The organism is Halalkalibacter sp. HAAS-P014 (assembly GCF_056619965.1).
Map to the genome: position 1 here is coordinate 121,344 of NZ_JBWQTV010000005.1, position 26,276 is coordinate 147,619.

Sequence of the window (26,276 nt, forward strand, 5' to 3'; positions counted from 1 at the left end):
ATGGAGGGGTTCGATGACGAAAATCATTAAGCTTGACGATGCACTTTCGAACAAAATAGCAGCAGGTGAAGTTGTCGAACGCCCTGCTTCGATTGTAAAAGAATTAGTTGAAAATGCACTAGATGCGAATAGTACCCACATTTTAGTTGAAATTGAAGAAGGTGGATTGTCATCAATTCGGATTGTTGATAACGGTGATGGAATTGAACACGATGAAGTAGAGACGGCTTTTTATCGTCATGCTACAAGTAAAATTCGCACGGATCGTGATTTGTTTCAAATTGCAACGTTAGGTTTCCGTGGAGAGGCCTTACCAAGTATTGCTTCGGTTTCCTATATGAGCTTAATAACAAGTACAGGAGAAGGACCTGGAACAGAGGTTGTCCTAGAAGGTGGAATTATAAAAGAGAAGAAAGCAGCCAAGGCTAGAAAAGGGACTGAAATTGTTGTTACGAATCTATTTTATAACACCCCTGCTAGATTAAAATATTTAAAGACAGTTCACACGGAAGCGGGAAATGTTAGTGATATTATTAATCGACTTGCTCTTGCTCATCCACACGTTGCTTTTAGCTATTATCATTCAGGCAAAGAAGTCCTGAAGACGGCAGGAAATGGCGATATCCGTCAAGTAATTGCGTCTATCTATGGTAGGAATGTTGCGAAGAAAGTAGTTTCTATCACTGGTAAATCATTAGATTATCAGATAGATGGTTTCGTTGCTATACCAGAATTGACAAGAGCTTCAAGGCAGTACATGTCTATTTTTGTGAATGGACGTTATATTCGTAACTATGCATTGGCCCGAGCAATCCAGGAAGGTTACCATACATTATTACCGATCGGACGATTTCCATTAGTTGTACTTTCAATTCACATGGATCCAAAGTTAATTGATGTTAATGTGCATCCATCGAAGCTTGAAGTACGATTAAGCAAAGAGGAAGAACTAGCTCAATTAATAACAAATTCTATTAAACAGGTTTTTTCAACTCAATCTTTGATTCCAGAGGCTGATACGAAAAAAAGAACAGATTTTGTGGGTTACCGTAGTGAACAAGTTTCACTTGATTTCGAAAAGGAAAGTGAAAGTGAACCGAAAAAGCCACTTCATATAAAAGAAGAGAAAGTTGATACAGGACCATCTTCAATAAAAACGTTTCAAATGAACACCTCTTTGCGAGTCGGGAAAGATGAAATTTCAGCCAATGAATCTGAGGCTGAGAGCTTTGAAGAACCTATACAACAGGAAGGGTTTACTGTAGATAAAGATGAATTACCAATTAAAGAGGTTGTGAGAACAGAGCTAGAACAAGTCCAAGAAAAAGCTACTGAAAGGGTACCAGCATTATATCCGATTGGACAAATGCATGGTACGTATATAATAGCTCAAAATGAGACAGGAATGTATTTGATTGATCAGCATGCTGCACAAGAGCGTGTGAAGTATGAATTTTTCCGTGATAAAGTTGTCGAGATAAGCCCACATGTTCAAGAGCTAATCGTACCGATCACATTTGAGTGTACCACTGCTGAATTCACTATAATTAATGAGCATATAGATGAACTAAGTGCTGTTGGCGTCTTTCTTGAAGTATTCGGCCAGCAAGCCTATATCGTTCGTTCACACCCAGTGTGGCTCCCAAAAGGCCATGAGGAAGAGACGATTCGAGAAATTATAGAATATTTACTAGAACATCGCAAAGTCGATATAGGTAAATTACGTGAGGAAGCAGCGATCTTGATGTCTTGTAAGGCGGCGATTAAAGCAAATCGCCACCTTCGCCAAGATGAAATGTTTGCTCTATTGGAATCACTCAGAAAAAGCAGTGATCCCTTCACCTGCCCACACGGAAGACCGATCATCGTCCACTTCTCTACTTATGCCATCGAAAAAATGTTCAAACGAATTATGTAAGAGTTGGTGCCAAAAGGTCGCCTTTTACCTTTTGGCACCAACTCGAAGCAATGTGCGAAGCCACCGTCAAGCTTTTAAGCCTTTTGAGCGATCTTCTCAAAAGGCGCACGGTGAGTGAAGCCATTGCCACATGTTCGCACAATAAAAGAGTAGAAAACCGGTTAACGCTTTAGAAAACTCAAAGCAAAAGCGAAGCCACCGTCAAGCTTTTAAGCCTTTTGAGCGATCTTCTCAAAAGGCGCACGGTGAGTGAAGCCATTGCCACATGTTCGCACAATAAAAGAGTAGAAAACCGGTTAACGCTTTAGAAACTCAAAGCAAAAGCGAAGCCATTACACAAAAAGGCCGATCTTTACCTGTTGTCCACTTCTAAATAAGTAGTGTGTTTGTTTATGAGCTACCATGTAAGGGAATACATAATAGGAGATAAAATATGATCGTAACAACAGCAAGAAAAGGAGCCGATGTCTTATCGGAAAAAGCACAAACATTCAGCAATAAAGTAAACGGTCGTTTCGTTCAGCGAAAAGAAGAGTCAGTTAAGGATCTCATTACTTTATATGAAAGTGACGTGTTAATTGTAGGGAAAGGCAAAGTAACCTTATATTCGAAAGATGGAGGAGAGCCATTTTTCTATCATCCTAATTCAGCGATGTTCAGGGTTAAGCAATTTAAGAAGACTAAATACGATCCGTTAGTTAAAGCAGCAGAACTAGGTGAAGGAATGACGTTTCTTGATTGTACATTAGGATTAGCTTCTGATAGCCTTGTTGCACAAATAGCAGTTGGACCAAATGGTCATGTAATAGGAGTAGAGGCTAATAAAGTATTAGCTAGTATAGTTTCACACGGGCTTCAAACATGGCAAGATGGAGGGAAAGAGATGCTTGATGCAATGCGAAGAATCGAAGTTATTCACGCTCATCATAGTAAATTCCTTTCTACTCTTGCCTCTAATTCAATTGATGTTGTTTATTTTGATCCGATGTTTGAACAACATTTATCTCAATCTACGGGAATTAGAGCCTTAAAACAATTTGCTTGCCATGACGATCTTACGAAACAAATAATTGATGATGCCAAACGAGTGGCGAAGTCTCGTGTAGTGTTAAAGGATCATTATTTAAGTGAACGATTTAATCATTTTGGATTCCAAGCAGTAAAAAGACCAAACTCAGCCTTTCATTATGGGTATATAAAAGTAACATAATAGTATTTTAATGTTTGATTTTTAAAAATAGGGAGAAGATGATGAAGGAACAATTAATTGTAATTGTCGGGCCAACGGCTGTTGGCAAAACAGCTTTAGGTGTAGAACTTGCAAAAAAATATCGTGGCGAAGTGATAAGTGGAGATTCGATGCAAGTTTATAAAGGAATGGATATTGGAACAGCAAAAGTAACTCCAGATGAACAAGATGGCATTACTCATCATTTAATTGATATCAAGCAACCTAGCGAATCATTTTCAGTAGCAGAATTCCAAGAACGCAGCATCCCACTGATTTCTGACATAACAAAAAGAGGCAGTATACCTTTGTTAGTAGGAGGCACAGGACTTTATGTGAATGCTATTCTAAAGAAGTATCAATTTGATACAATGCCAACAGATCTACAGTATAGAGCAGATCTTGAACAATTCTCGTTACAATATGGACCCGATGAATTACATAAAAAGCTAAGTAAAGTAGATTCTAGAGCGGCTGATTTGATCCATCCGAATAATGTTCGTCGAGTCATTCGTGCATTAGAAGTTATACATGTTACAGGGATCCCTTTTTCAACGCAGCAAACAGAAGAAAAAGAAGAGGATTCACCATATAAAACTGCAATGGTAGGACTTACGATGGATAGAGAACAACTATATGAGCGTATTAATCGTCGCGTTGATTTAATGATGGATCAAGGCTTGTTAGAAGAAGCGAGGTCATTGTACGAGAAAGGAATCAAAGATTGTCAATCAGTACAAGCCATTGGATACAAGGAACTTTATGAGTATTTTAATGGGCTTTGTACCTTAGAAGAAGCAGTTGAAGCGTTGAAGCAAAATTCAAGACGTTATGCCAAAAGACAGTTAACATGGTTCCGCAATAAAACAGACGCGACATGGTTTGACATGTCTAGCGGAATGAACGAGGAAATTTTCACTGATATTTGTTCTTTTATTGAAGGAAAACTAACATTAATATCGAAATAAAGAGAGAGTCAATTAGAGGAGGACAACCCGATGAAGCAACCGATTAATATTCAAGATCAGTTTTTAAATCAGTTAAGGAAAGATAATATTTCAGTCACAGTCTTCTTAACAAATGGGTTTCAAATTCGTGGACTTATTAAAGGATTTGACAACTTCACGGTTATTTTAGAAACGGAAGGAAAGCAGCAGCTTGTTTACAAGCATGCAATTTCTACGTTTGCACCACAACGCAATGTACAATTAAAATCTGAAGAAGACTAAAAAAGAAAGGGGTGACTCAATCGTTTGATTTTGAGTCACCCCTTTTTTGTCTACATTGTTTTAGTTCTGTCTCGCATTATGCACCACTTTGAAGGATATGGGCTTTTTGCTTATCAGTGATCGATTGAATTGTTGAAAGGTAACGGTTCATTGATAAAGGAGTGGTATAGCCGATCCATTCAATTAACTCTTCTTGTGTTTTGCCGTTTAATAGAGTCGAAAGGATAAACGTATTACGTAATGTTTGAGCACTAATCCCCTTACGTAATTGCGCTCGTTTGACCTCCATCCGAACCATTTTTTGAATAGCAATCATAGACATCCTTTTTGGTTCGTCGTCATTATAGGACCAGTGGAAGGTCTTTCTTTTAAAATCAAATGAGACGATTAAAGGATCTCGGCTATAGTAACGGGGCCGAACAGGCTCGGGTATTTTTTTGAAGTACGTATATGCTAGTTGTTTATGTTCTTCTAAAAGTTGGATGATTCGGTTATCTTCTTGAATGTGAAGCTCATTTCGTTCGAATTTAATGTCATTCATTGAAAGTTGCTGGACTTCATGTAATGTAAGTCCATAATTTAAAAACAAACGGATAATAAATTCATTTCTTTCTCTATAAAAAGAGAATACTTCTAATTGTTGTTCAGATAATCCGGTTGTAGATGAGAGAGTTTTTAGTAATTGAACTTGTTCGTCACTAGAAAGCCATTCAGTTTCATTTAGTGGACCAGTCGTTAGTTCAGGTGGAGAAATGTCCAAGATTGGGCTCAACTCTGTTCTCCCTAAAGATTTTTGGTATTGATGAACTTGCTTTAGCACACTATGAATACGGCGAATGGTTCTAACATGATAATGTCGAATTTCTAATAGTTCTTTAAAATAAAGTTCGAGTTCTTCTTTTGTAATGGACTTCCAGTTTATTTCCTCTGTCGTAGATCGCTTTTTATGCAACCAATAAGAAAAATCATTCAAATCATATAAATACCGTTTGATTGTTGAATCTTTTCGACCTTTTCTTGTTAACTCATTAATATAATTATGAAGAAACGAGGGAAACAAATATTCCATTTACATCACCCTTCCTTTATGATACTATTAGACTTTTTTGAAAAAACTCCTGCTTTAAATTTGTATCCTTTCGTTTGAATGAAAACGGTTGTAATAGCAAAGAAATTTTGCTAATCCGCAATCACCAAACGGGTAAGACAGTCATATATTTATTGAGAATGAAATACACTAGTGAAAAGAAACAGTGCAGACCCAGTAAAAAAGTCTAGACAAAAAGGAGCAAATATGAAAAAATAATAATTGTTGCATGAGGTAAACATTTATTTTTTTATTCAAAAAGTTTCCTTTGTCCAAAATATTTAGTGGTGGACAAATGGTTTTAGAAAGGGAGGAAAAGTATGTTAAAAAGAATGGGGTTTTTTCTATCAATTCTAAGCATCATGTTTCTATTTGTGGTGGGGTGCAGCTCAGAGGAGACTCAGCAGAAAGAGACAACTGATACTGGTGAAGAAGCTACAGGAGTAGATGAAGGTGGTCTAGCCATAACAACGAGCTTTTCTATTTTAGGGGATCTTGTTGGTGAAATCATTGGAGATAGAGGTACAGTGAATTATTTAGTTCCCATTGGAGAAGAGCCTCATGAATATGAGCCAGTTCCAAGTGATTTCCAAAAAGTAAGTGATTCGGATGTTTTTTATACAAATGGAATGAATTTAGAGGAATGGCTGGCGAGGTTAGTCGATAATACTGGTGATGTTCCTGTTGTAACGGTAAGTGACGGTGTGACACCGATTATGCTTGAAGGCAGTGATGAAGAGGAAGACCCACATGCTTGGTTAAGTGTAGAAAATGTTAAAATATATGTGGAAAACATTGTTGAGGACATAGTTGAACGTGATCCAGATGGTGAAGAAACATACCGTACGAATGCAGAAGCATATCTTTCTGAACTAGATGAATTAGAAGCGTGGATTAAAGAAGAAGTAGAAACAGTACCTGAAGAAAATCGCATCATTGTAGTAACTGAAAATGCATTTAAATATTTTGGGGATGCCTACGGGTTTGATACAGAAGGAGTATGGGAATTAAATTCCCAGGAAGAAGGGACGCCAGGACAGATTGCACGTGTGATTGATCTTGTTTACGATCAAGATATTCCAGCATTATTTGTTGAAACGACAGTAGATAAACGCTATATTGAACAAATCTCAAGAGAAACGGGCGTTGAAATTGCAGGAAAAGTTTATACAGATGCTGTAGGTCAGGAAGGCAGTGGAGCAGAAACGTATTTAACTATGATGAAACATAATGTTGAAACGATTGTCAATGGGTTAAAATAGAAAGTAAAAGAGGGTAGCTCAGAAATTATTTTTGAGTTATCCTTTTTGTTTCAGTTTATTTTCTTAATTTCATCGAGTCGTGTATGTTCATCGGATATAGAAATTTTTAGAAAAAGGAAATTATAAAAAGCTGTTGAGATCAATTATATTCAACAGCTTTTTTCTATTTACTATCATACAGCTTTTATATTAAATTACGCTTCAACATACTGTGGAAGAGGATCAACTAATTTCGTCCAATCTGAAGCCATTTCACTATCTGTTAATAAACAGCGATCCAGGGAGTCTATAACTTGTTCATGATTCATATCAATTCCAATGAGGACTAATTCAGACATTCGATCGCCGAAATTTGGGTCCCACTTTTCCTGTAACTCAGGGTCTTCAAGAAGGGCCTGCTTTCTTTCTTCTTCAGGATAAGCTGCAACCCACTCACCGGCACCTTGAATCGTAACTAGAGAGCCTGATTGCGAAATCAATCCAGCCATTGAATTTCGTGAAGCTACCCAAATAAATCCTTTTGCTCGTACTACATCCACAGGCCAATTTTCAAGCCAGTCCATTAGGCGCTCTGGATGAAATGGTTTTCTTCTGCGATATACGAATGATGAGACTCCATATTCCTCTGTTTCGGGAGTATGTTCTTCATTTAATTCCTTAATCCACCCTGCAGACTGACTCACTTTATCAAAATCGAATTTTCCTGTATGTAAAATAGAACTTAACTCTACTTTAGAGTAGGATGTAGGAATGATATCTGCATCTGCATTTAACTTTCTCATGAAACCTAGTATTTCATCTTTATCTACTTCTTGTAACATCTCAACCTTATTAACTATAATAACATCGGCAAACTCAATTTGATCGACTAGAAGATCAGATATTTCACGTGTATCAGATTCATCTGTACCTTGTTTACGATCAAGTAGCGACTCACCTGAAGCATAGTCATCCCAAAAACGATTCGCATCAACAACTGTTACGAGAGTATCAAGTGTACATTTTTTCGTTAAATCAATTCCGAGTTCTTCATCAATATACGTAAATGTTTGGGCAACAGGTACGGGTTCACTAATTCCAGACGATTCAATGACAATGTAATCGATGTCTCCCGCATCAACGATTCGTTCAACTTCTTGCATTAGATCGTCACGAAGGGTACAACAAATACAGCCGTTTTGAAGTTCTACAAGTTTTTCCTCTGTTCTTGAAAATCCATTACCTTTCACAAGCTTCGCATCAATGTTTATCTCACTCATATCATTTACGATTACAGCGACTTTTAAGCCTTCACGATTTGTTAGGATGTGGTTTAATAATGTTGTTTTACCTGAACCTAGATAACCACTTAGTACTGTAACAGGAACTTTTTTCATTTATATATTCTCCTTTTTTAATTGGAATTAAAAACAGTTATAAATAGTAATTATTACGGTTTGTATTTTATCTTTCTTTTTCCTCTTTGTAAATAGAAGAATCATATTTGCCGATGCTTAAATTTTCTCGTTATACTTAAATCTGTAAATTTAACTATATAAGTAAGAAAAATGTTGATAGAAGTCGAAATTTCAGAAATAAAGTTATTTACAAGTGAAAGGAACTCTTTTATAATTGCTTCTAGAGCAAAAATGAATATTAAGCAAATAGGTTTCTTAAATGTTCGGTTTTATTTCATTTGAGACTAAGAGGGAAGTTGGTGCAATTCCAACACGGTCCCGCCACTGTAAGCGATAAGGAAGGTTAGCTAAAATCCACTGTGCAAGTTGCATGGGAAGGGTAACCCTACGTTGATTCGCAAGTCAGGAGACCTGCCTATATTGTTTTTTAAGCTTCCTCGAGGAAAGGAATGTTTAAGCGCAGGCTTTCTAGTAATCGTTTGCTAGATTGCATACATGTTTATTTATTTTTTAATAGACTGGATACATATGTGCCTTTACATTCACGCTTTTCCTTTGGAATAGCGTTTTTTTGTTGCTCAAAAGTAGAAAGGGGTAAGAAAATGAATTTGGAGTTTTTGAAAAAGTGGGGGTTAGCTGTTCTTGTTCTTTTGTTAAGCATGGCGATTATTACAGGTTGTGGAACAGAAGCGCAAAACAATCAAGATGAAGAGGATGTACCTCCTGAAAGCAGTAATGAAGTGGAAAGTGAAGATCTGTTTCCTGTAACGATCATTGATGATGCAGATCGTGAAGTTACAATTGAATCAGAACCAGAAACGATTGTTTCTATCCAAGCTAGTAATACAGAAATTACGTTTGCACTTGGATTAGGCGATAAAGTAATCGGTGTTTCCGATTACTGTAATTATCCTGTTGAAGCGCAAGAGATTGAAAAAGTTGGTGCGCAAGATATGAATGCTGAACTTGTTTTAACTCTTTTACCAGATATCGCACTGGTTACAGATTATCACTATAATACGCATCCAGATATTTTACAGCAATATGAAGAAGCTGGTATTAATGTTATTGTGACTGGAAGTGCTACATCTTTTGACGATGTGTATAGCAAGATTGAAATGATTGCTGCTGCTACTGGAAGCAAGGCTGAAGCAGATGCGCTTATTACTGATATGCAAGAACGACATAAAGTGATCATTGAAAAGGCAGAAGCAACTGTTACGGATAAGAAAAAAGTTTGGGTTGAAGTATCGCCGGCTCCAGATATTTTCACTACAGGTCAAAATACATTTATGAATGAAATGCTCGAATCTATCCAAGCTATTAACGTTGCAGAAAATCACGACGGTTGGGTGAAGTTAACGGAAGAAGAAATTGTCCAACTAGACCCTGAAGTGATTATTACTACTTATGGTTATTATGTAGAAAATCCAAGAGACGAAGTATTATCACGTGATGGATGGGCCGTAGTGCCTGCTGTTAAAGAGGAGCAAGTATTTGATGTCGATAACGACACGGTTACGAGACCTGGCCCTCGTTTAATTGAAGGGGTGGAAACACTTGCCAAACTCATCTATCCGGAAGTTTTTGCAGAATAGAATTGTTTGGTGGTATGTTTTAAGTGGAGGGTTTGTACTAGGTACAGCCCTCCTTGGCTTATTGATAAGCAGTGTTGTCATACCAATTCCTACTATTTTACATATTATCTCCGAAAATGTTTTTAACTTTGGGTGGCTTAATGATATTCCTCTCAATGAAGAAATGATCATTTGGAATATTCGTTTCCCACGGGTTTTACTTGCTTTTTGTGTAGGGGCATCACTAGCTCTCGCTGGTGCAGCTTTCCAAGGTATTTTACGTAATCCATTAGCGGATCCCTTTACAATTGGGGTGTCATCAGGCGCGGCCTTAGGTGCTGTATTCGTACTGTTTTTTCAAGTTACGATTGTAGGTTTAGGGAGTTTCACTCTTCCGGTTGTCGCGATTATAAGTGGGTTTATTACGTTGCTCATTGTATTTGGACTAGTTAGGTTAAGCAGCAGAAGTATGGCTATTGAAACCATTATTCTAGCTGGTATTATCATTAGTGCTTTTATTGGGGCGATTACGTCATTAATCATTTCATTAAGTGATCGGGATTCTATGACACAGATTATTTATTGGTTATACGGCAGTGTTGGAATGAGAGGCTGGAGCCATGTTCAACTCATTTTACCATTTATGATGATCGGGTCATTCATTCTCATTATTCACTACCGGGAATTAAATGCTCTTGCTCTAGGGGAGGAAGCTGCAGATCATATCGGTGTCGATGTGAAGAAGGGGAAAATCAATATTCTGATCGGAGCTTCCTTATTAACAGGAGCAGCGGTAGCTGTATCAGGTTCAATTGGATTTGTCGGCCTCGTTATACCTCATTTAGTACGTCTTATAACAGGCCCAAACCACAGGCATGTTCTGCCACTTTCAATGTTAATTGGTGGGGCTTTTCTTGTATTAGCAGATTTAATGGCTAGAACCATTATTGCTCCTAAAGAACTGCCTATTGGCGTAATTACAGCTTTAATTGGAGCGCCAGTATTTGCGTTGCTTTTGATTAGAGAAAGAATTGGGAGGAGGGATAGAAGTTGATTAAAGTGAAAAATTTAACAGGTGGCTATACAAATAAAACCATTATAAAAGAATTAAATTTAGAAATAAAAAAAGGAGAGTTTTTTGCTTTACTTGGGCCGAACGGAAGTGGAAAAACAACATTATTTAAGCTCATTACGGGGCAGCTGCCGATTCAAAAAGGGGACATTCTTCTATCCGGGATCCCGAAATCAAGGTTATCGAAACTAGAAAAAGCAAAAAAAGTGGCGGTACTAACACAAGAAGTTCATGTTTCATTTGACTATACAGTTGAAGAGATTGTCAGTTTAGGTAGGTACCCTCATCAAAAAGGAGTGCTAAAGCAATTATCAAAACGTGATAGGGAAGTCATTGAAGATGTAATGGAACTAACACAAGTGAGTCAATATCGTCAGAAACAATTCCGGATGATTAGTGGAGGTGAAAAACAACGAGTTCTATTAGCGAAAGCCTTGGCACAACAACCTGAAATTTTACTTTTAGATGAACCGACCAATCATTTAGATATTAAACATACGTTTCAAATGCTAGATTTATTAAAAGAACATCAACAAACGATGGATTTAACGATTTTTGCGATCTTGCATGATTTAAATGTGGCATCGCTCTATGCAGATCGGATCGCTTTACTTCATAATGGCGCATTTTTAGACGTAGGGGATGTAAATACGTTACGAAAAGTAGGCCAATTAAAGAAAGTTTATGAAGTGAATGTAAAAACCCAATCACATCCAACGGTACCTAAACCCCAGCTGCTTATGACACCAATGTACTCAACGTCAAATGAACAGTTAGACTTTAGTGATTCTTATCAAATCACACAAACGAATGAGTATATTCATGTTCAATTTGACAGGCCTCTTAGGACAATTTCTAACGGAGTCATAGGGGATGGAATCCAATGGTTAAAACATTTTTGTAATTTCAATGTCGATAAAAATTATGATTGTTCCGACCCTAAAAAAGATGTACAGATGCGAATGGTAAAGTATCGAATTCCCCATGAGCAAGCAGTTGGATTGATGACGGCTGTGAAACTAGAAGATGTGGTTATGTTAACGAAGGAGATAGAAGGTATTCAAATGTTGGTCATTGTGACAGCCGGTGTGGGGAATGCCGTTGATATCACGACTGGTACATTAACAAGGTCTCCTAGTAAAATCGGTACGATAAACACGATGGTTTTTATTGATTCGCATTTTACAGACGGTGCCCTTGTAAATGCATATATGTCTGCGACAGAAGCGAAAGTAAAAGCATTGCAAGACCTTCATATTAAAGATCCTGAATCTAATACGACTGCAACGGGTACGTCAACAGACGCTCTTTTAATAGCATTAACGCAACAAGGAAAACAGACACCTTATGCAGGATCTGGAACGATTGTAGGAAAAGGAATTGGTGAGTTCGTTTACCAGGCAACAATGGAAGCTGTCAGGAAGTATTTAAAAAGAGTACAGAGGTAATAAGTGATTTTAAAAATGAAGTTTAGAAGGGAGAGTTAGCGTTGACCAATCAAAGAATAGTAATTGCGGGTACTGGCAGTGGTGTTGGAAAAACAACGCTGACAATTGGGTTAATGTCAGCATTAAAGAAGCGTGGGTTAACTGTTCAAGGGTTTAAGTGTGGACCAGATTATATTGACCCATCCTATCATACAGCTGTAACGAAGCGAGCTTCACGTAATTTAGATAGTTGGATGCTCCCAAAAGAAAGAGTGTTGGATATTTTCACTCATGGAAGTAAAGAGTCAGATATTTCAATTATGGAAGGTGTTATGGGTTTTTATGATGGAAAAAATCCAGAAACAAATGAAGGAAGTACGGCTGAGATAAGTATAATAACGAAAAGTCCTGTCCTCCTAGTTGTCAATTGTTCGAGTATGGCTAGAAGTGCTGCAGCAATCGTAAAAGGGTTTCAGATGTTTGACGAGGGTCCAAATATTGTCGGTGTTATTGCAAACAAAGTGGGAAGCGAAGGTCACTTTCATTTAGTCAAGAAAGCGATTGAACAAGAGTGTAATGTTCCTGTTATTGGCTATTTGAAGAGAGAACTAGATATTGAAATCCCTGAGCGGCATCTAGGACTTATTCCTTCTATTGAACGAGGAGAACTGGATCCTTTCTTTGATAAATTAGGAGAATTGATCCTTGAAACGGTGGATATAGACCAGCTTCTTGAGTTATCTGTAGCAGAACCATTAACGGTAGAAGATAACTCTTTATTTTCAGATAAACATGAGAAGTTAGTAAGAATTGCTGTTGCGAAAGATGCAGCATTTAATTTCTATTATCATGAGAACTTAGAAATCTTGGAATCTTATGGTGCTGAGATTGTTTATTTTTCTCCATTAGCGAATGAAAGGTTACCAGAAAATGTAGATGGGATCTATCTTGGTGGAGGGTTTCCAGAAGAGTTTGCATCTGAACTAGCTACCAATCTGAACTCAAAACAATCATTAAAAAATGCGATTGAAAATGGCTTCCCTACTCTAGCTGAATGTGGAGGATTTATGTATTTAACTGATTCAATTCAAACGACCGAAAAGAAAAGCTATCAAATGGTCGGAGTCATTCCTGGGAATGTACAAATGCACTCCCGTCTGCAGGCATTAGGTTATCGAGAAATAACCGGCCAGAATAACAATTTCTTACTTAGAGACCATGTTGCCAAAGGACATGAATTTCATTATTCATCCTTCCAAAGCGCAGAAGGTGATCTCACATATGCTTACGAAACAACAGGTATGCGTGGCCAAAAAAAGGAAGGCTATCTAGCATTCAATTTAGTAGCAGGATACACACATTTTCATTTTGGGGCAAATCCGAGTATAGCCAGAAATTGGATTAAGAAATGTCTAGAGCATAAATCAAGTAGGGAGCAAATAAGATGAATCAAAAAAAATATTCTATCCCACAGTTAAATAGAGATATGGGCAAACAAGTGACTGAATACATAAATACATTAACTAAGCCAATTGGGAGCCTTGGCAGATTAGAAGAGTTGGCTATTAAACTCGCTGAAATGAAAAATGAGGCTTTTCCAACTGTTACAAGGCCGGGAATTCTTGTTTTTGCAGGAGATCATGGGATCGTGGCAGAAGGAGTCTCTGCATACCCACAAGCAGTGACAGAGCAGATGGTACTTAATTTTTTAAGTGGTGGTGCAGCTATAAATGTGTTTAGTAGACAAATAGGTGCAGATCTCAAAATTGTTGATATAGGTGTTGCTACAGACGTTCAGCATAAAGACCTTGTAAAGAAAAAAATTCGATACGGAACGGCTAACTTTTTACGTGAAGATGCGATGACTCGTCAAGAAGCAGAAGAAGCCATTGAAGCTGGTTACTCTCAAGGGATAGAGGTTATAAAAAGAGGTATACAATGTCTCATTCTTGGTGAAATGGGGATTGGAAATACAGCTGCTAGCAGTGCGATCGTAACCGTATTTAGCAACAAAGAAGTGGAGTCTGTAGTTGGAACTGGAACAGGTCTTTCAAGAGAACAATTATTACATAAGGCACAAATCATTGAACAGGCTCTCCAGAATAGGGAGCCTAACCCACATGATCCTATTGATATATTGGCCAAAGTAGGGGGACTTGAGATTGCTGGAATGACCGGTGCGATGCTTGCAGCAGCCGAAAATAGAGTCCCTATATTAGTTGATGGCTTTATTTGTACAGCTTCAGCACTTTTGGCAAAAGCAATTTCAGAAAATATTGTTGATTATATGATTGTAACTCACAAATCGGTTGAGCCGGGCCATGAAATAGCGCTTGATTTATTAGGAAGAAAACCAATTATCGATTTAGGAATGAGGTTAGGAGAAGGTACAGGTGCAGCAGTTGCCTTCCCAATTATTCAATCGGCGACGTTGATGTTAAAAGAAATGGCTACGTTTAGTTCAGCAGGTATTACAAGTAAGAATTAATCATTCTATAATAGGAGGCTTATATGAGTAAAGAAAAACAAACACAACAAGGGTTGACGCTCGTATTTACAGGCGATGGAAAAGGAAAAACAACTTCAGCTTTAGGCTTGGCTCTTAGAGGAGTAGGCAGAGGGTTTAAGGTGAAAATCTATCAATTTATTAAATCGCCGGAACGAACCTATGGTGAACAAATTGCCCTTAAAAAGTTAGGGGTTGAAATGGATCAACTGGGAGTTGGATTCACTTGGACGAAAACTCCTGAAGAACACAGGGAAGCACTTAGACAAGGTTGGCCCAAGGCTAAGGAAGCTGTTATGAGTGGAGAATATGATCTAGTCATTCTTGATGAATTAAACAATGCTTTAGCCATTAATAAATTTCCAATTGAAGATGTTTTACCTTTAAAAGAAGTAGTCGAATTAATTAAAAATAAACCATCACATGTACATCTTGTTATTACGGGAAGAGATGCAAAAGAAGAAATAATAAAGGGGGCAGATCTTGTATCGGTAATTGAAGTTAAAAAGCATTATTACAACGAAGGAGTACCAGCAGTAAAAGGAATAGAATTTTAGAGTAAGTAGAAAAAGGTCGATTTTTACCTTTTCAGTTACTCTTAGCAATTAGAGAAGCCACCGTCGTGTTTAAGCCTTTTAAATTAAACTTTAAGGCTGTTTTCGTAAAGATGGTTGCTATTAGAAAGTTTTTACTCGTAGTGAAATGAAGTGGAAGTCACTCGACTCCTGTGGGATTTAGAGGTAGGGGCGAGACCCCACAGGCGAGGAGGCTCGGCACCTCCCCACGGAAAGCGAGTGACTGGAGCGAAATGGAACGAACATGTGAATACACGCAAGTCCAAAAACAACAAAGTATGCGAGTCAGCCAACTTTTAAAAATGAGTGTAGCGATTAGAGCATGTTCAAAAAAGCTAGGAGGGCAGAGATGAATAAAAAAGCCATTCCGTTAATGATACAAGCGACCCATTCAGATGCAGGTAAAAGCGCTCTAGTGACCGCTTTATGCCGAATATTTGTTCAAGATGGTTGGAAAACAGCCCCTTATAAATCGCAGAACATGGCGTTAAATTCTTATATTACGGTAGATGGAAAAGAAATCGGCCGAGCACAGGGGGTTCAAGCTGAAGCAGCAGGCATTGATGCAACAACAGACATGAATCCTATTTTGATTAAACCAAGTGGAGAATCGCAATCTCAAATTGTTGTTCACGGTAAACCCTATAAAAATATGGAAGCTGGGGATTATCGACAAGATTTTTATCACCAAGGTCTAAAGTTAATCAAAGAATCTTACAGTAAGTTGTCAAATCAGTATGAACGAATTGTGATCGAGGGTGCAGGAAGTCCAGCTGAAGTAAACTTAAATGACCGTGAACTTGTCAATATGAGGGTTGCTCAAATTGCTGATGCACCAGTCATTTTAGTAGGGGATATTGAAAAAGGAGGGGTTTTCGCTAGTTTGGTCGGAACATTACAGCTTCTTGAACCAGAAGATCGAAAAAGAGTCATTGGGGTAATCATCAATAAATTCCGAGGGGACGTCTCATTGTTACAGCCAGGCCTTACATGGTTTGAGGATTATACGAAAATTCCGATTTTAGGTGTAGTTCCATACATAAATAATTTATTAATTGAGGCTGAAGATTCAGTTGTTTTAAGTAATTATTCCACAAAAGTAGATAATTCTAAAGAGTTAGATATTGCTGTCCTACGCTATCCAATGATTTCTAACTTTACCGATGTTGATCCCTTTTTTGAGGAGCCAGATTGCCATATTCGCTTTGTAAATCAAGTCGATCAACTTGGAGAACCTGATTTACTTATTTTGCCTGGCAGTAAAAATACAATAGAAGACATGATGTTTTTACAGGATTCAGGATTAGCGAATCGGATTTTAGATTTGGGACAGAAGGACACGATGATCGTCGGTATTTGTGGGGGGTATCAAATGCTCGGAAACGAAATCTTTGATGACCATGGTGTCGAATCATCGCATAATAAGGTTGAAGGATTAGGTCTGATTCCGATGAATACTACGATGACACAAGAAAAAACAACGGTTCAGTCTAAAGGGATTGCTCGCTTTGGTGGGGTGGAAATTGAAGTTACCGGCTATGAAATACATATGGGGCAATCTCAGTATGAAAAAGATTGTGACCATTTTATTCAGTTGGTAGATAGAGTAGAAGGATCCATCACTCAAGACAAAAAGATAATCGGAACTTATTTTCATGGTATTTTTCATAATGATTTACTGCGAGAAACTGTGCTTAATGAGGTACGGATTAGGAAGGGCTTGTCGCCGATTTATAATCGAGCTTCCTTTGAGAGGAAAAAGCAAGAAGGCTTTGATGTATTAGCGAATGTCGTAAGAGAGAATATTCAGATAGAGCGAATAGATAAACTGATCACTGAATTTCAGGTAAATAAAGGCTAATAACGAAATGATAAAAAAGGAACTAAACGAAAATGGTAAGTATTCTAAGTACATTTAACGATCCCATTCTAATACTATGTTTCATCATAGTAGCTGCTGTATTAGTCGATGTATTCATTGGCGATCCTCGGTGGATGCCACATCCTGTCGTGCAAATTGGAAAGTTAATTACTTTCTTAGAAACTAGGTTAAATAAAGGGGACAATCGAGTAAGAAAAGGATTTGTTTTTACAGCAATTGTTATTGTAACTGTGTTTGTTATTTCCTTTTCCATTGTCTTCCTTGCCTATCAATTACATCCCCTTGCTGGAGTTGCGATTGAAATATACCTTATTTCGACTACGATAGCAATTCAAGGGCTTCGTTCAGCTGCCATTGATGTATTAACACCTTTAGTAAACGGGAATCTAGAAGAAGCAAGAAGAAAGTTAAGCATGGTTGTAGGGCGAGATACAACACATTTACCCGAAAGTGAAATTGTCAGAGGAACGGTAGAGACCGTTGCAGAAAATACAGTCGATGGAATAACAGCTCCATTATTTTGGGCGATGATTGGTGGCGCACCACTAGCAATGGTCTATCGTGCGATAAATACACTAGATTCAATGGTTGGATATAAAAATGAGAGGTTTGTACATTTTGGCCGAACTTCAGCTAAGCTCGACGATGCAGCAAATTGGATTCCTGCAAGACTAACGGCAGTTTCAATGTGGCTTTCTTCATTTTTTGTGAAAGGATCTAAAATGATTCATGGATGGAACATTACATGGAGAGATGCTAGAAAACACCCTAGTCCCAATAGTGGTTGGTCAGAGGCGATGGTAGCTGGATTACTAGGAATACAATTAGGTGGGGTTAATTATTATCATGGTGTCAAATCAATCAGAGCAACAATGGGAGAGCCGTTACGAGAATTAGTACGGTCTGATATAAAAAAAACAATTTTATATATGCATGGAGGCTGGATGTTCTTTTTGTTGATAGGACTGTGCGCTCTTTTATTGATTAGATAGTTTATACGAGGTGAAATGAATGAAGTGGCCCAATCATGGTGGACAACCCGATGCGATAAAACAACTTTTTAACATAGAGAATGATATGAAAACACTCGATTTTAGTGCGAATTTAAACCCATTAGGACCTCCAACTTGGTTAAAGGAAGCCTTAACTAACGCATATGATTCGATTACATGTTATCCGGAACCGACGTATTCTAAGAGTAGTTCCTATTTAGCTAATCATGAAGGCGTAAAAGAAGATCAACTACTGCTAACGAATGGTGGAGCAGAAGCGATATTTTTAGTTGCTAAGTACTTTGAAAATGGAAAAGCTCTAATTGTTCATCCGACATTTATGGAGTATGAACGAGCGTGTCACCACTACAATATTGATGTGGAAGATGTGTACTATGACAACAAAAATGAATTTCAATTACCGTTAACGCTTATCCTGAATAAACTTAAGAATAAAGATGTTATGTTTCTTTGTCGACCCAACAATCCAACTGGAACCGTTGTAAAGGAAGAAGATCTATTAATTTTATTAGAGGAAAGCAAAAAAACGGATACATACATAGTAGTAGATGAGGCATTTGTCGATTTTCTGCCTTCATCAATTCCAAGTCTTACAAAATGGTTAGCGAAATATTCTAATTTGATACTTTTACGTTCTTTAACGAAAATGTATACGATTCCTGGACTGAGAATTGGTTATATGATGGCAAATCAAAGAATCATTCATGCCTTAAAGGAAGAGCAAATTCCTTGGAGCATTAACTCATTGGCAGATGCGATGGTGCCTAAGTTATTAGAAGATACGGTATTTTTTGAGAAGACAAATGCATGGCTCGAAGATCAATCTCATTATTTATCGAATACCTTACCTGCCTTAGATTTCTATATGTCTCCTACTAGTGTAAACTTTTATCTCTTGAAGGACCTGTTGCAACCAAAACAAACAAACGAGCTCTTTCAATTTTTATTGATTCATGGAATTGTAACGAGGCACACTCATAATTTCAAAGGACTAAATGGTGAATTTATCCGAATTGCGATTAGATCGAAAGAAGAAAATGATCAACTTTTATACGTCCTGAAGAAGTGGAGAAAAGAATCGTGCTAGTGTTTATTTCTGGTGGTGCTCGTTCGGGTAAAAGTCAATTTGCAGAGGGTATAGCTGTCTATACTTTTAAAAAAACACAAATCGCAAATAAAAGAGGACGTTTATTCTACTTAGCAACATCGAAGAAAAGCGATGCTGAAATGGAAGAACGAATTCGAATTCATCAAGAAGATAGGTTGAAAGAATGGGTGACCATTGAGGAGCCCTATGACTTCACATCATTTCTGCTAACTTGCCATAAAAGCGATGTTATTTTAGTTGATTGTTTAACGGTTTGGCTGAGTAATGTTATGTTCGATTTACAATATAGCACAAAAAGAATAGATGATACTGTTACTAGGTGGTTAACAATTGCAAAAGAAAGACAACTTCAACTTATCTTTGTTTCCAATGATGTAAATGAAGGGTTCCCCCATTCTTCAGACGGAGTTTTAACATATATGTTTTCGTTGCAACAGATACATCAATTGATTGTTGAACATGCAAACTACGCTATACAAGTTACTGCAGGACTCCCTGTTTATTGGAAGGGGGAAGAAGGATGAAACAAATGATGTTTGGTTTTTTATTGGCCGTTCAATTCCTAACAAGGTTGCCAGCTCCTGTTCAGTGTCCTTGGAACAAAGATACGAGTAAGTGGGCGATTCGAAGTTATCCCCTTGTCGGGATTGTATTAGGTTTAGTAATAACAGTTATAGCATGGTCACTAGAAGCCATTCTTCCGATAAGTATGTTGGTGTTACTTATCATTAGCTTTTGGGTATGGCTTACAGGAGGATTACACTTAGACGGATGGATGGATGTTGCCGATGCAGTAGGGTCAAATGCGCCTCTTGAGAGAAAATGGGAAATTATGAAAGATTCTCATGTGGGAAGCTTTGGGATCATTGCGTTTCTTTTTTTAATGGCATGGAAAGGCATGTTTGTATACAATTTGCTAGACTTTCATTTTGTACTTCATGCTCTTGTTTTTATTTTAGCTTTTTCTCGATTAGGGGCGGTTGTATTAATGATCTTCTTGCCAACTGCAAAACAACAGGGGTTAGCATGGGAATGGAAAAAGAATATTAATTGGCTTGATAGTTTGTATGCTGCTATTCCGATCACTGTGTGTTTGTTGTTCTTTAAGGACTTTCTCTTTTTAATTCCGGCTTATTTATTATTTTTCGTTTTATTTGGTCTTTGGATCAAACAACAATGGAAAGGAACAAATGGGGATTTACTAGGTACTGCTATTGAAGGAGGCGAACTATGGGGACTTCTCGTCACGTGGATTTATTTTTCGTTCGTCATGGGATAACGGATTGGAATAAAGAGAAAAGGTATTTGGGGCATACGGATCGCAAAGTTATAAAGAGTGAGTTGTATCAGTTAACAAAGCTAAAAGAGGAATTGCAAAAAATACATTTTGTTGATGTTTTTTCAAGTGATCTACGCCGTTGTCAAGAAACGTTGTCCTATTTAAATATTGGAGTGCAAACCTCTTTTGATATGAGATTAAGAGAGATGAACTTTGGGGAATGGGAAGGGAAAACCTACGAACAGTTAAAGCATCATACTGCTTATCAAAAATGGCTCGATAATTGGGAACAGTCCAATATACCAAATGGAGAATCAGGCCAGGATTTTCAGGCTAGGATCGACTCTTTTTTTACTGAGTTATTGCAACAAATAGGAGACAATACGATATGTTCTAATCAGCAAATTCTCATTATGACTCATGGAGGGGTTATACGTTATCTAGTCTCAAAATTGGTACCTACACATAACTTTTGGGATCTTGTAGTGAGACATGGGAAAGGGATAAAGTTGTCGTTAGTCTGGATGAAAGGAGAATGGGTATGCAGCTCGTTATCGGAGGTGCCTTTTCAGGAAAAAGAAAAGTCGTAAGAGATATGAAGACAAAATTCAGTTGGCTATCTGCATACGAAGGTGATAGGATTTCTGATTGGCAAGGCAAATGGAAAAAAAACTCAACCCTAGTGATGGAAGGTTGGGAAAAATGGATAGCAAATGAGTTGAATCAAAAAGTAGATGGAAATACGATTCGAAGGGATTTTCAAGCTTTTTTTCAATCTTTGATAGAGGAAGAACAAAATAGAGATAGTGAGATTGTCCTTATTATGTTAGAGGTTGGTAGAGGAATTGTCCCGGTGCAGAGGGAAGAGAGAACGTTAAGGGATCTTGCTGGTTGGATTACACAAGATGCTGCGTGCGTTGCACGAGAGGTTCATTATGTATGGAATGGTTTGGCAAAAAAATTAAAATAAATGGTATAAGCAATTTAAATATTTCCTCTATCTTAAACTATACAGAGTATTGTGAAAATGGGTGATTCAGATTACACTGAGTCACCCATCTTTGTATTTATGTTGATTATCTTAAAGATATCCATTACAATATTCTATAAATCGTAATAATTACGATTAATGAGTGTTGTACAAAGATTGCTACTTTTGATAAAAAATCAGAAGATAAATAAGGGGGAGAAGGAAGTGCTTGAGTGGACAATAATAGGAGGGGGCATCCAGGGGTGCACGCTAGCAAATTATTTACTGAAGTCTAAGCGAACAACACGATCTAACCTTGCCATTATAGATCCGCACCCAGAGCCACTATACACTTGGAAAAGATGTACGAAAACAATAGATATGCCATTTCTGCGATCGCCATCTATTCATCATTTAGATATTAATCCATTCTCACTTGAAAAGTTTGCAAAAACAGAAAGTGGTAAATCATATGCTCAGTTTTATGGACCATACGACCGGCCATCACTTTTGCTGTTTAATAAGCATTGCGATTCGCTTTTTAGTGAAATTGAATTAGTGAAAAGTTGGGTTCAAGGACGAGTTGAAAAGTTAGAGAGGCTAAAGCAACATTGGTTTATTACTCTAGCTGATGGTAGACAAATTGAAAGTAAAAATGTGGTCTTAGCAATGGGGATAAGTGAACAGCCTTATTTGCCTGATTGGGTTAATAAATTGCAGAATCAAGGAGCGAAAATCAATCATATTTATGATGATATGAGAAGTACAGATAGAACAACGACAGATGATACGTTAATTGTCGGTGGGGGAATCAGCGCGGTACATACGGCATTAAAATTGAGTAAAGAAATTCCTGGCAAGGTTAAACTGCTTACAAGACATCCATTCCGTATAAAACAATTTGATTCTGACCCAGGGTGGCTCGGGCCGAAAAACATGAAGCTATTTGAAAAGGTTACATGCTTGAATAAAAGAAGACATATGATTAAAAATGCGAGGCACCGAGGGTCAATCCCAAATGAATTAAAAGTGAAGGTTCTAAGTGAAGAAAAAAAAGGAAGATTAGAAATTGTCGTTGATGAGATAGTTGAAGTCACTTATGAAAGTGATGTAATTCGATTTGATCTAAACTCTACATCAATTGAAACGAACAAAGTATTACTAGCAACTGGATTCCAGACTGCTCCACCTGGGTTTGACTGGTTAACGTCAACTATTGAGAAGGAGGGGTTACGTTGTGCGGGGTGTGGCTACCCGATTGTTTCTGAGAAGTCGTTAGAATGGAAGAATAACCTATATGTTATAGGAGCACTTGCAGAATTAGTAATTGGGCCTGTTTCACGCAATATTTCTGGAGCGCGTAGAGGGGCTGAAAGGATTGTCCAACTTTAATTCTATGTGCATGAAAGTTGTTAAGGTTGGAGTCTGCAGATATACTGTACCAAACATTTTGAGAATTATATGGGAGGCTGCTGAAAAATGGTTGTATACCAGCAGTCTCTTTCTGGCTTGATACAAAAAAGTAACTAAATTAGGAAACTTTAACAAACAGATGTAACCGATGAAGGCTGCATCTGTTTTTGTACGTTTCGTGAACGATACACAACGTACATCAATTTCAAAAGAATTTCACATTTGCATGATAAAATGGTTTTACGTAAATGAAAAAGTAAATCTGTTGAGCAGTACATAAAAGGAGAGTCTGATGAAATTATTTTCCTTCGTATTCTTACTGAGCGTCATAATGTTTGGAAGTGGTTGCAATAAACAAGTAATTGAAGTCCCTCAAACAACGGACCCATTGCTTGTCGTCTCCCATGTAAAAGAACCGACCTTAACATTTATTGATTTAAAACGAGAGCAAGTATTGATGTCAGAAGATAGTCATGTTCCTATTACAGAGATGGTGAATATCGGAGATCAAAAGATTTTTGCTACAAGCCAAAGCGAAGCCTCACTCACGCTTTTTGATCTAAAGGAAGGGACTGTTTCACCGTTTTTACAAATGAATCAGGGACTAACAGCTTTGAGCTTTGATAAGTTGTCTCGAAATCTATTTGTCACAGATACCATGAATGACCAAATCCACCAAATAGACGTCAATACTAAAGAAGTGTTGAAAAGATTTGAAGTCGGATCGTATCCTAATGATTTGCTTTTGGGAACTAATCAATTGTTTGCTTTAAGTAGTGGTGCTAACGAAGTTACTGTAATTGATTTTAAGCAGCAAGAGAAGGTCATAACATTTTCTGTTCTTGATCGTCCTTCTGGAATGTTTTTTGACGGTGAGCTTCTTTGGGTTGGAGGCCATGGCGCGTATGGAGATTTAAATAGGAATATTTTTTCATACAATCCTAAGACCGGAAACTTAGAGAATGAGATTGAAGTAGGGTTAATGCCCATTGCATTTTTTGGAGGGCCATCTTCGCCTTATTTTTATGTTTTGAGTCACGGTGATCATGCTTTATATAAGGTAGACAAGGATATGAATGAAGTTATTGCTTCTATTAAGGTTGGACAAAACCCAAACTATGTAACAGGGAATGATGATACATTAATAGTGACGAACCTTGATAGTGATACAGTCACCATCATTGATCGAACGTCCTTTAAAGTGTTGGACGAACTATTAGTTCCTGCTGGACCATATGCCATTATAATGGAGGAATAAAGATGAAAGATCCTCATCATATTTTACTTGTAGATGATGAAGTGGAATTACTTGAACTCGTAACTTCCTTTCTTGAAAAGGAATCTTATAAGATAACTACAGCAAGAAGTGGTCAAGAAGCCATTTCTCTAATGAAAACCAATTCAGTTGATTTAGTTGTTTTAGATGTCATGATGGACGATATGGATGGCTTTACTGCTTGTGAAAAGATAAGGGAGTTTTCACAGGTGCCAATCCTTATGTTAACTGCAAGAAGTGGTGAAGAAGATAAAGTCAAAGGATTAAAAATTGGTGCAGACGATTATATCGTAAAACCATTTAGTCCAAGAGAATTGACAGCACGAATAGAAGCCGTACTTAGAAGATCCAACCAATTGAAAATAAATAAACAGATCGTAAAGATTCAAGAGCTTGAACTAGATAAAAGTGGAAGAATGATCTATGTAGATGGAAAACTTATCAATGTAACAAGAAAAGAGTATGATTTATTACTTTTTTTAATGGAACATCATGGCCACGTTTTTACGAGAGAACATCTTCACGATAGAATATGGGGTATGGATACGCAAATGGGCAGTTTACGTACGGTTGATACACATATAAAAACATTGCGATTAAAGTTGAAGTCTGCTGAACGGTTTATAAAGACCGTTTGGGGAGTAGGGTATAAGTTCGAGGAATCATCATGAAGAAATGGTCAATAAGAAGAAAAGTTTGGTTAACAATTGTTTCCATTTTATTAATTGTTATTGTTGGTGCTGTTTCGTTAACATTTTTTTTGTATGAAAAACTATATGTAGAAAAACAAGTCGATTTATTAATGTTAGAAGGGGAAGCCCTTGCTGAAGTGTACATGGAACGTGGTGCCAATGAGTATTTCTTTGAACGGTTAGCTTGGTCAGAACAGAGAATTGCAGCCGACGTGACCTACTCAGATGATCCCATGCAATTAGGAAGTGGGATGCCCTTTGAATCTTTTTCTAATGAAAACTTAATTACGTTTGAAGAAAGACAACGGCTACTAGATGGGGAAACCGTTATAATGGTTCGAGCTCATCCTCATTTTGGGCAAGATATTCTTGGTGTTGCTATTCCGTTATTTCAAGAAGGACAGCTTCTAGGATCGCTTATATTATCAATGTCATTGTCTGAAGTATATGAACCGTTCATGCAAATTCGTACAATCTTAATAGTTGCATTAGTCATTATTGTTTCGGTTATTATCTTTATTGCGAATAAAGTAATTAACAATATTACCCAGCCATTAAGTGAAATGAAACAAATTTCAAACATAATGGCAAGTGGAGACTATTCCAAAAGAATCAATCATGTCAATCGAGAGGATGAACTTGGCCAGTTAGCTCACGCATTCAACGTTCTTTCGTCTTCACTAGAAAAAGTGGAGGATAAAAGGAGAGAATTTCTTGCGAATGTCTCCCATGAGTTAAGGACTCCATTAAGTTATATGAAGGGCTATGCAGAAGCGATGGAAGAAGGAATCATCAAACAGGAAAAGGGATTAAAGATTATTCAGAATGAAGCAAACCGGCTAGAGCGTCTTGTGAACGATTTGCTTGATCTAGCTCAACTTGAAGGAGAAACTTATCCATTACAGTGTGAGCCAATCGCATTTGCTCAATTAGTCAGTGATGTTATTGAATCATTTGATTTGATAGCTAATAAAAAAAACATTCATCTGACTCAAAATTTAGATGAAAGTATTATTGTAAATGGAGACTGTGACCGATTAGAACAAGTGATTCGCAACATTTTAGATAATGCTATTAGGTACACACCAGCTTCTAAGGGGGTTACTATTACATTAAAAGAAAACCAAGAATGGGCCGAGTTAGTAATAGCTGACCAGGGGAAAGGGATTCCAAAGGGAGAATTAAAAGCTGTGACAGAACGCTTTTATCGAGTGAATAAATCAAGGACACGGTCAAGTGGAGGAATAGGACTTGGATTGTCTATTGTCTCGCAGATTATCAAAAAACACGGTGGTAAGTTTGAACTTACTTCAAAAGAGGGGCAAGGTACAAAGGCACATATCTTTCTAAAATTAATGTGATAAA

Annotated in this window: 24 protein-coding genes and 1 riboswitch; of the genes, 22 read left to right on the forward strand and 2 right to left on the reverse strand. The window is 37.4% G+C overall.

Going from position 1 to position 26,276, the window contains the following annotated elements:
* The first annotated feature begins 13 nt into the window (after window positions 1-13).
* The 4 genes from mutL (at window position 14) to hfq (ending at window position 4,375) form a co-directional block, all read left to right on the forward strand.
* On the forward strand, window positions 14-1,918 hold the full coding sequence (gene mutL / locus AC1FXZ_RS04365; RefSeq protein ID WP_480051355.1) for a DNA mismatch repair endonuclease MutL: 1,905 nt from the start codon (window positions 14-16) through the stop codon (window positions 1,916-1,918).
* A 433-nt stretch (window positions 1,919-2,351) separates the two neighbouring features.
* Window positions 2,352-3,128, forward strand: a complete 777-nt coding sequence (locus AC1FXZ_RS04370) for a class I SAM-dependent methyltransferase (protein ID WP_480051357.1) — start codon at window positions 2,352-2,354, stop codon at window positions 3,126-3,128.
* Between the two features lie 38 nt (window positions 3,129-3,166).
* Entirely contained in the window at window positions 3,167-4,114 is a 948-nt protein-coding gene (gene miaA, locus AC1FXZ_RS04375) for a tRNA (adenosine(37)-N6)-dimethylallyltransferase MiaA (protein WP_480051359.1), read from the forward strand.
* Window positions 4,115-4,144: 30 nt separating this feature from the next.
* Window positions 4,145-4,375 (forward strand): RNA chaperone Hfq, encoded by a 231-nt coding sequence (hfq, locus tag AC1FXZ_RS04380; RefSeq protein ID WP_480051361.1) that lies wholly within the window; start codon window positions 4,145-4,147, stop codon window positions 4,373-4,375.
* Window positions 4,376-4,451: 76 nt separating this feature from the next.
* Here the strand turns inward: hfq and AC1FXZ_RS04385 are convergent, their stop codons facing one another.
* Window positions 4,452-5,444, reverse strand: a complete 993-nt coding sequence (locus tag AC1FXZ_RS04385) for a tyrosine-type recombinase/integrase (protein WP_480051363.1) — start codon at window positions 5,442-5,444, stop codon at window positions 4,452-4,454.
* 338 nt (window positions 5,445-5,782) lie between these two features.
* Here AC1FXZ_RS04385 and AC1FXZ_RS04390 point away from each other — a divergent pair, with 338 nt between their 5' ends.
* Complete coding sequence (locus AC1FXZ_RS04390) at window positions 5,783-6,724, forward strand: metal ABC transporter substrate-binding protein (protein WP_480051365.1); 942 nt, start codon at window positions 5,783-5,785, stop codon at window positions 6,722-6,724.
* A 194-nt stretch (window positions 6,725-6,918) separates the two neighbouring features.
* Here the strand turns inward: AC1FXZ_RS04390 and AC1FXZ_RS04395 are convergent, their stop codons facing one another.
* Window positions 6,919-8,100 carry a GTP-binding protein gene (locus AC1FXZ_RS04395; RefSeq protein ID WP_480051367.1) on the reverse strand — a complete coding sequence of 394 codons (1,182 nt, stop codon included), beginning with the start codon at window positions 8,098-8,100 and terminating at the stop codon, window positions 6,919-6,921.
* Window positions 8,101-8,355: 255 nt separating this feature from the next.
* A riboswitch (cobalamin riboswitch) is annotated at window positions 8,356-8,554 on the forward strand.
* A gap of 169 nt (window positions 8,555-8,723) precedes the next feature.
* On the opposite strand from AC1FXZ_RS04395, the gene AC1FXZ_RS04400 reads away from it, so the two are divergent.
* The 17 genes from AC1FXZ_RS04400 to AC1FXZ_RS04480 all read left to right on the forward strand — a co-directional run bounded on the left by AC1FXZ_RS04400 (window position 8,724) and on the right by AC1FXZ_RS04480 (window position 26,272).
* Window positions 8,724-9,719: an ABC transporter substrate-binding protein gene (locus tag AC1FXZ_RS04400; protein ID WP_480051369.1), complete on the forward strand. Its 996-nt coding sequence runs from the start codon at window positions 8,724-8,726 to the stop codon at window positions 9,717-9,719.
* Window positions 9,682-10,752 (forward strand): FecCD family ABC transporter permease, encoded by a 1,071-nt coding sequence (locus AC1FXZ_RS04405; protein WP_480051371.1) that lies wholly within the window; start codon window positions 9,682-9,684, stop codon window positions 10,750-10,752. Before AC1FXZ_RS04400 ends, AC1FXZ_RS04405 begins: the two co-directional genes overlap by 38 nt.
* A 5-nt stretch (window positions 10,753-10,757) precedes the next feature.
* Complete coding sequence (locus tag AC1FXZ_RS04410) at window positions 10,758-12,218, forward strand: adenosylcobinamide amidohydrolase (protein ID WP_480051527.1); 1,461 nt, start codon at window positions 10,758-10,760, stop codon at window positions 12,216-12,218.
* Between the two features lie 41 nt (window positions 12,219-12,259).
* Window positions 12,260-13,645: a cobyrinic acid a,c-diamide synthase CobB gene (locus tag AC1FXZ_RS04415; protein WP_480051373.1), complete on the forward strand. Its 1,386-nt coding sequence runs from the start codon at window positions 12,260-12,262 to the stop codon at window positions 13,643-13,645.
* Complete coding sequence (cobT, locus tag AC1FXZ_RS04420; RefSeq protein ID WP_480051375.1) at window positions 13,642-14,685, forward strand: nicotinate-nucleotide--dimethylbenzimidazole phosphoribosyltransferase; 1,044 nt, start codon at window positions 13,642-13,644, stop codon at window positions 14,683-14,685. The genes AC1FXZ_RS04415 and cobT overlap by 4 nt, the downstream gene beginning before the upstream one ends.
* 23 nt (window positions 14,686-14,708) lie before the next feature.
* Window positions 14,709-15,260 carry a cob(I)yrinic acid a,c-diamide adenosyltransferase gene (locus AC1FXZ_RS04425; protein ID WP_480051377.1) on the forward strand — a complete coding sequence of 184 codons (552 nt, stop codon included), beginning with the start codon at window positions 14,709-14,711 and terminating at the stop codon, window positions 15,258-15,260.
* Between the two features lie 367 nt (window positions 15,261-15,627).
* On the forward strand, window positions 15,628-17,139 hold the full coding sequence (locus AC1FXZ_RS04430; protein ID WP_480051379.1) for a cobyric acid synthase: 1,512 nt from the start codon (window positions 15,628-15,630) through the stop codon (window positions 17,137-17,139).
* A gap of 32 nt (window positions 17,140-17,171) precedes the next feature.
* Window positions 17,172-18,152, forward strand: coding sequence for an adenosylcobinamide-phosphate synthase CbiB (cbiB, locus tag AC1FXZ_RS04435; RefSeq protein WP_480051381.1), 981 nt, complete (start codon window positions 17,172-17,174; stop codon window positions 18,150-18,152).
* Between the two features lie 19 nt (window positions 18,153-18,171).
* Window positions 18,172-19,260 carry a threonine-phosphate decarboxylase CobD gene (cobD, locus tag AC1FXZ_RS04440; protein WP_480051383.1) on the forward strand — a complete coding sequence of 363 codons (1,089 nt, stop codon included), beginning with the start codon at window positions 18,172-18,174 and terminating at the stop codon, window positions 19,258-19,260.
* A complete protein-coding gene (locus tag AC1FXZ_RS04445; protein WP_480051385.1) occupies window positions 19,254-19,805 on the forward strand; it encodes a bifunctional adenosylcobinamide kinase/adenosylcobinamide-phosphate guanylyltransferase in 552 nt (183 codons plus the stop codon). The genes cobD and AC1FXZ_RS04445 overlap by 7 nt, the downstream gene beginning before the upstream one ends.
* Window positions 19,802-20,560, forward strand: a complete 759-nt coding sequence (cobS, locus tag AC1FXZ_RS04450; RefSeq protein ID WP_480051387.1) for an adenosylcobinamide-GDP ribazoletransferase — start codon at window positions 19,802-19,804, stop codon at window positions 20,558-20,560. Before AC1FXZ_RS04445 ends, cobS begins: the two co-directional genes overlap by 4 nt.
* Window positions 20,512-21,150 (forward strand): histidine phosphatase family protein, encoded by a 639-nt coding sequence (locus AC1FXZ_RS04455; protein WP_480051389.1) that lies wholly within the window; start codon window positions 20,512-20,514, stop codon window positions 21,148-21,150. The genes cobS and AC1FXZ_RS04455 overlap by 49 nt, the downstream gene beginning before the upstream one ends.
* Window positions 21,102-21,530: a bifunctional adenosylcobinamide kinase/adenosylcobinamide-phosphate guanylyltransferase gene (locus AC1FXZ_RS04460; RefSeq protein ID WP_480051391.1), complete on the forward strand. Its 429-nt coding sequence runs from the start codon at window positions 21,102-21,104 to the stop codon at window positions 21,528-21,530. Before AC1FXZ_RS04455 ends, AC1FXZ_RS04460 begins: the two co-directional genes overlap by 49 nt.
* Window positions 21,531-21,755: 225 nt before the next feature.
* Complete coding sequence (locus AC1FXZ_RS04465; RefSeq protein WP_480051393.1) at window positions 21,756-22,922, forward strand: FAD/NAD(P)-binding protein; 1,167 nt, start codon at window positions 21,756-21,758, stop codon at window positions 22,920-22,922.
* A 313-nt stretch (window positions 22,923-23,235) separates the two neighbouring features.
* The gene (locus tag AC1FXZ_RS04470) at window positions 23,236-24,201 is read left to right on the forward strand and encodes a YncE family protein (protein WP_480051395.1); all 966 of its coding nucleotides are present in this window, start codon (window positions 23,236-23,238) and stop codon (window positions 24,199-24,201) included.
* A gap of 2 nt (window positions 24,202-24,203) precedes the next feature.
* Entirely contained in the window at window positions 24,204-24,890 is a 687-nt protein-coding gene (locus AC1FXZ_RS04475) for a response regulator transcription factor (RefSeq protein WP_480051397.1), read from the forward strand.
* On the forward strand, window positions 24,887-26,272 hold the full coding sequence (locus AC1FXZ_RS04480) for a sensor histidine kinase (RefSeq protein ID WP_480051399.1): 1,386 nt from the start codon (window positions 24,887-24,889) through the stop codon (window positions 26,270-26,272). Before AC1FXZ_RS04475 ends, AC1FXZ_RS04480 begins: the two co-directional genes overlap by 4 nt.
* Window positions 26,273-26,276: the final 4 nt, after the last annotated feature.

Bases quoted from the DNA above. Each gene is read 5' to 3' on its own strand.
- mutL (WP_480051355.1), top strand. From the start codon at position 14: ATGACGAAAATCATTAAGCTTGACGATGCACTTTCGAACAAAATAGCA.
- AC1FXZ_RS04370 (WP_480051357.1), top strand. From the start codon at position 2,352: ATGATCGTAACAACAGCAAGAAAAGGAGCCGATGTCTTATCGGAAAAA.
- miaA (WP_480051359.1), top strand. From the start codon at position 3,167: ATGATGAAGGAACAATTAATTGTAATTGTCGGGCCAACGGCTGTTGGC.
- hfq (WP_480051361.1), top strand. From the start codon at position 4,145: ATGAAGCAACCGATTAATATTCAAGATCAGTTTTTAAATCAGTTAAGG.
- AC1FXZ_RS04385 (WP_480051363.1), bottom strand. From the start codon at position 5,444: ATGGAATATTTGTTTCCCTCGTTTCTTCATAATTATATTAATGAGTTA.
- AC1FXZ_RS04390 (WP_480051365.1), top strand. From the start codon at position 5,783: ATGTTAAAAAGAATGGGGTTTTTTCTATCAATTCTAAGCATCATGTTT.
- AC1FXZ_RS04395 (WP_480051367.1), bottom strand. From the start codon at position 8,100: ATGAAAAAAGTTCCTGTTACAGTACTAAGTGGTTATCTAGGTTCAGGT.
- AC1FXZ_RS04400 (WP_480051369.1), top strand. From the start codon at position 8,724: ATGAATTTGGAGTTTTTGAAAAAGTGGGGGTTAGCTGTTCTTGTTCTT.
- cobT (WP_480051375.1), top strand. From the start codon at position 13,642: ATGAATCAAAAAAAATATTCTATCCCACAGTTAAATAGAGATATGGGC.
- AC1FXZ_RS04425 (WP_480051377.1), top strand. From the start codon at position 14,709: ATGAGTAAAGAAAAACAAACACAACAAGGGTTGACGCTCGTATTTACA.
- AC1FXZ_RS04430 (WP_480051379.1), top strand. From the start codon at position 15,628: ATGAATAAAAAAGCCATTCCGTTAATGATACAAGCGACCCATTCAGAT.
- cbiB (WP_480051381.1), top strand. From the start codon at position 17,172: ATGGTAAGTATTCTAAGTACATTTAACGATCCCATTCTAATACTATGT.
- cobD (WP_480051383.1), top strand. From the start codon at position 18,172: ATGAAGTGGCCCAATCATGGTGGACAACCCGATGCGATAAAACAACTT.
- cobS (WP_480051387.1), top strand. From the start codon at position 19,802: ATGAAACAAATGATGTTTGGTTTTTTATTGGCCGTTCAATTCCTAACA.
- AC1FXZ_RS04455 (WP_480051389.1), top strand. From the start codon at position 20,512: ATGGGGACTTCTCGTCACGTGGATTTATTTTTCGTTCGTCATGGGATA.
- AC1FXZ_RS04460 (WP_480051391.1), top strand. From the start codon at position 21,102: ATGCAGCTCGTTATCGGAGGTGCCTTTTCAGGAAAAAGAAAAGTCGTA.
- AC1FXZ_RS04470 (WP_480051395.1), top strand. From the start codon at position 23,236: ATGAAATTATTTTCCTTCGTATTCTTACTGAGCGTCATAATGTTTGGA.
- AC1FXZ_RS04475 (WP_480051397.1), top strand. From the start codon at position 24,204: ATGAAAGATCCTCATCATATTTTACTTGTAGATGATGAAGTGGAATTA.
- AC1FXZ_RS04480 (WP_480051399.1), top strand. From the start codon at position 24,887: ATGAAGAAATGGTCAATAAGAAGAAAAGTTTGGTTAACAATTGTTTCC.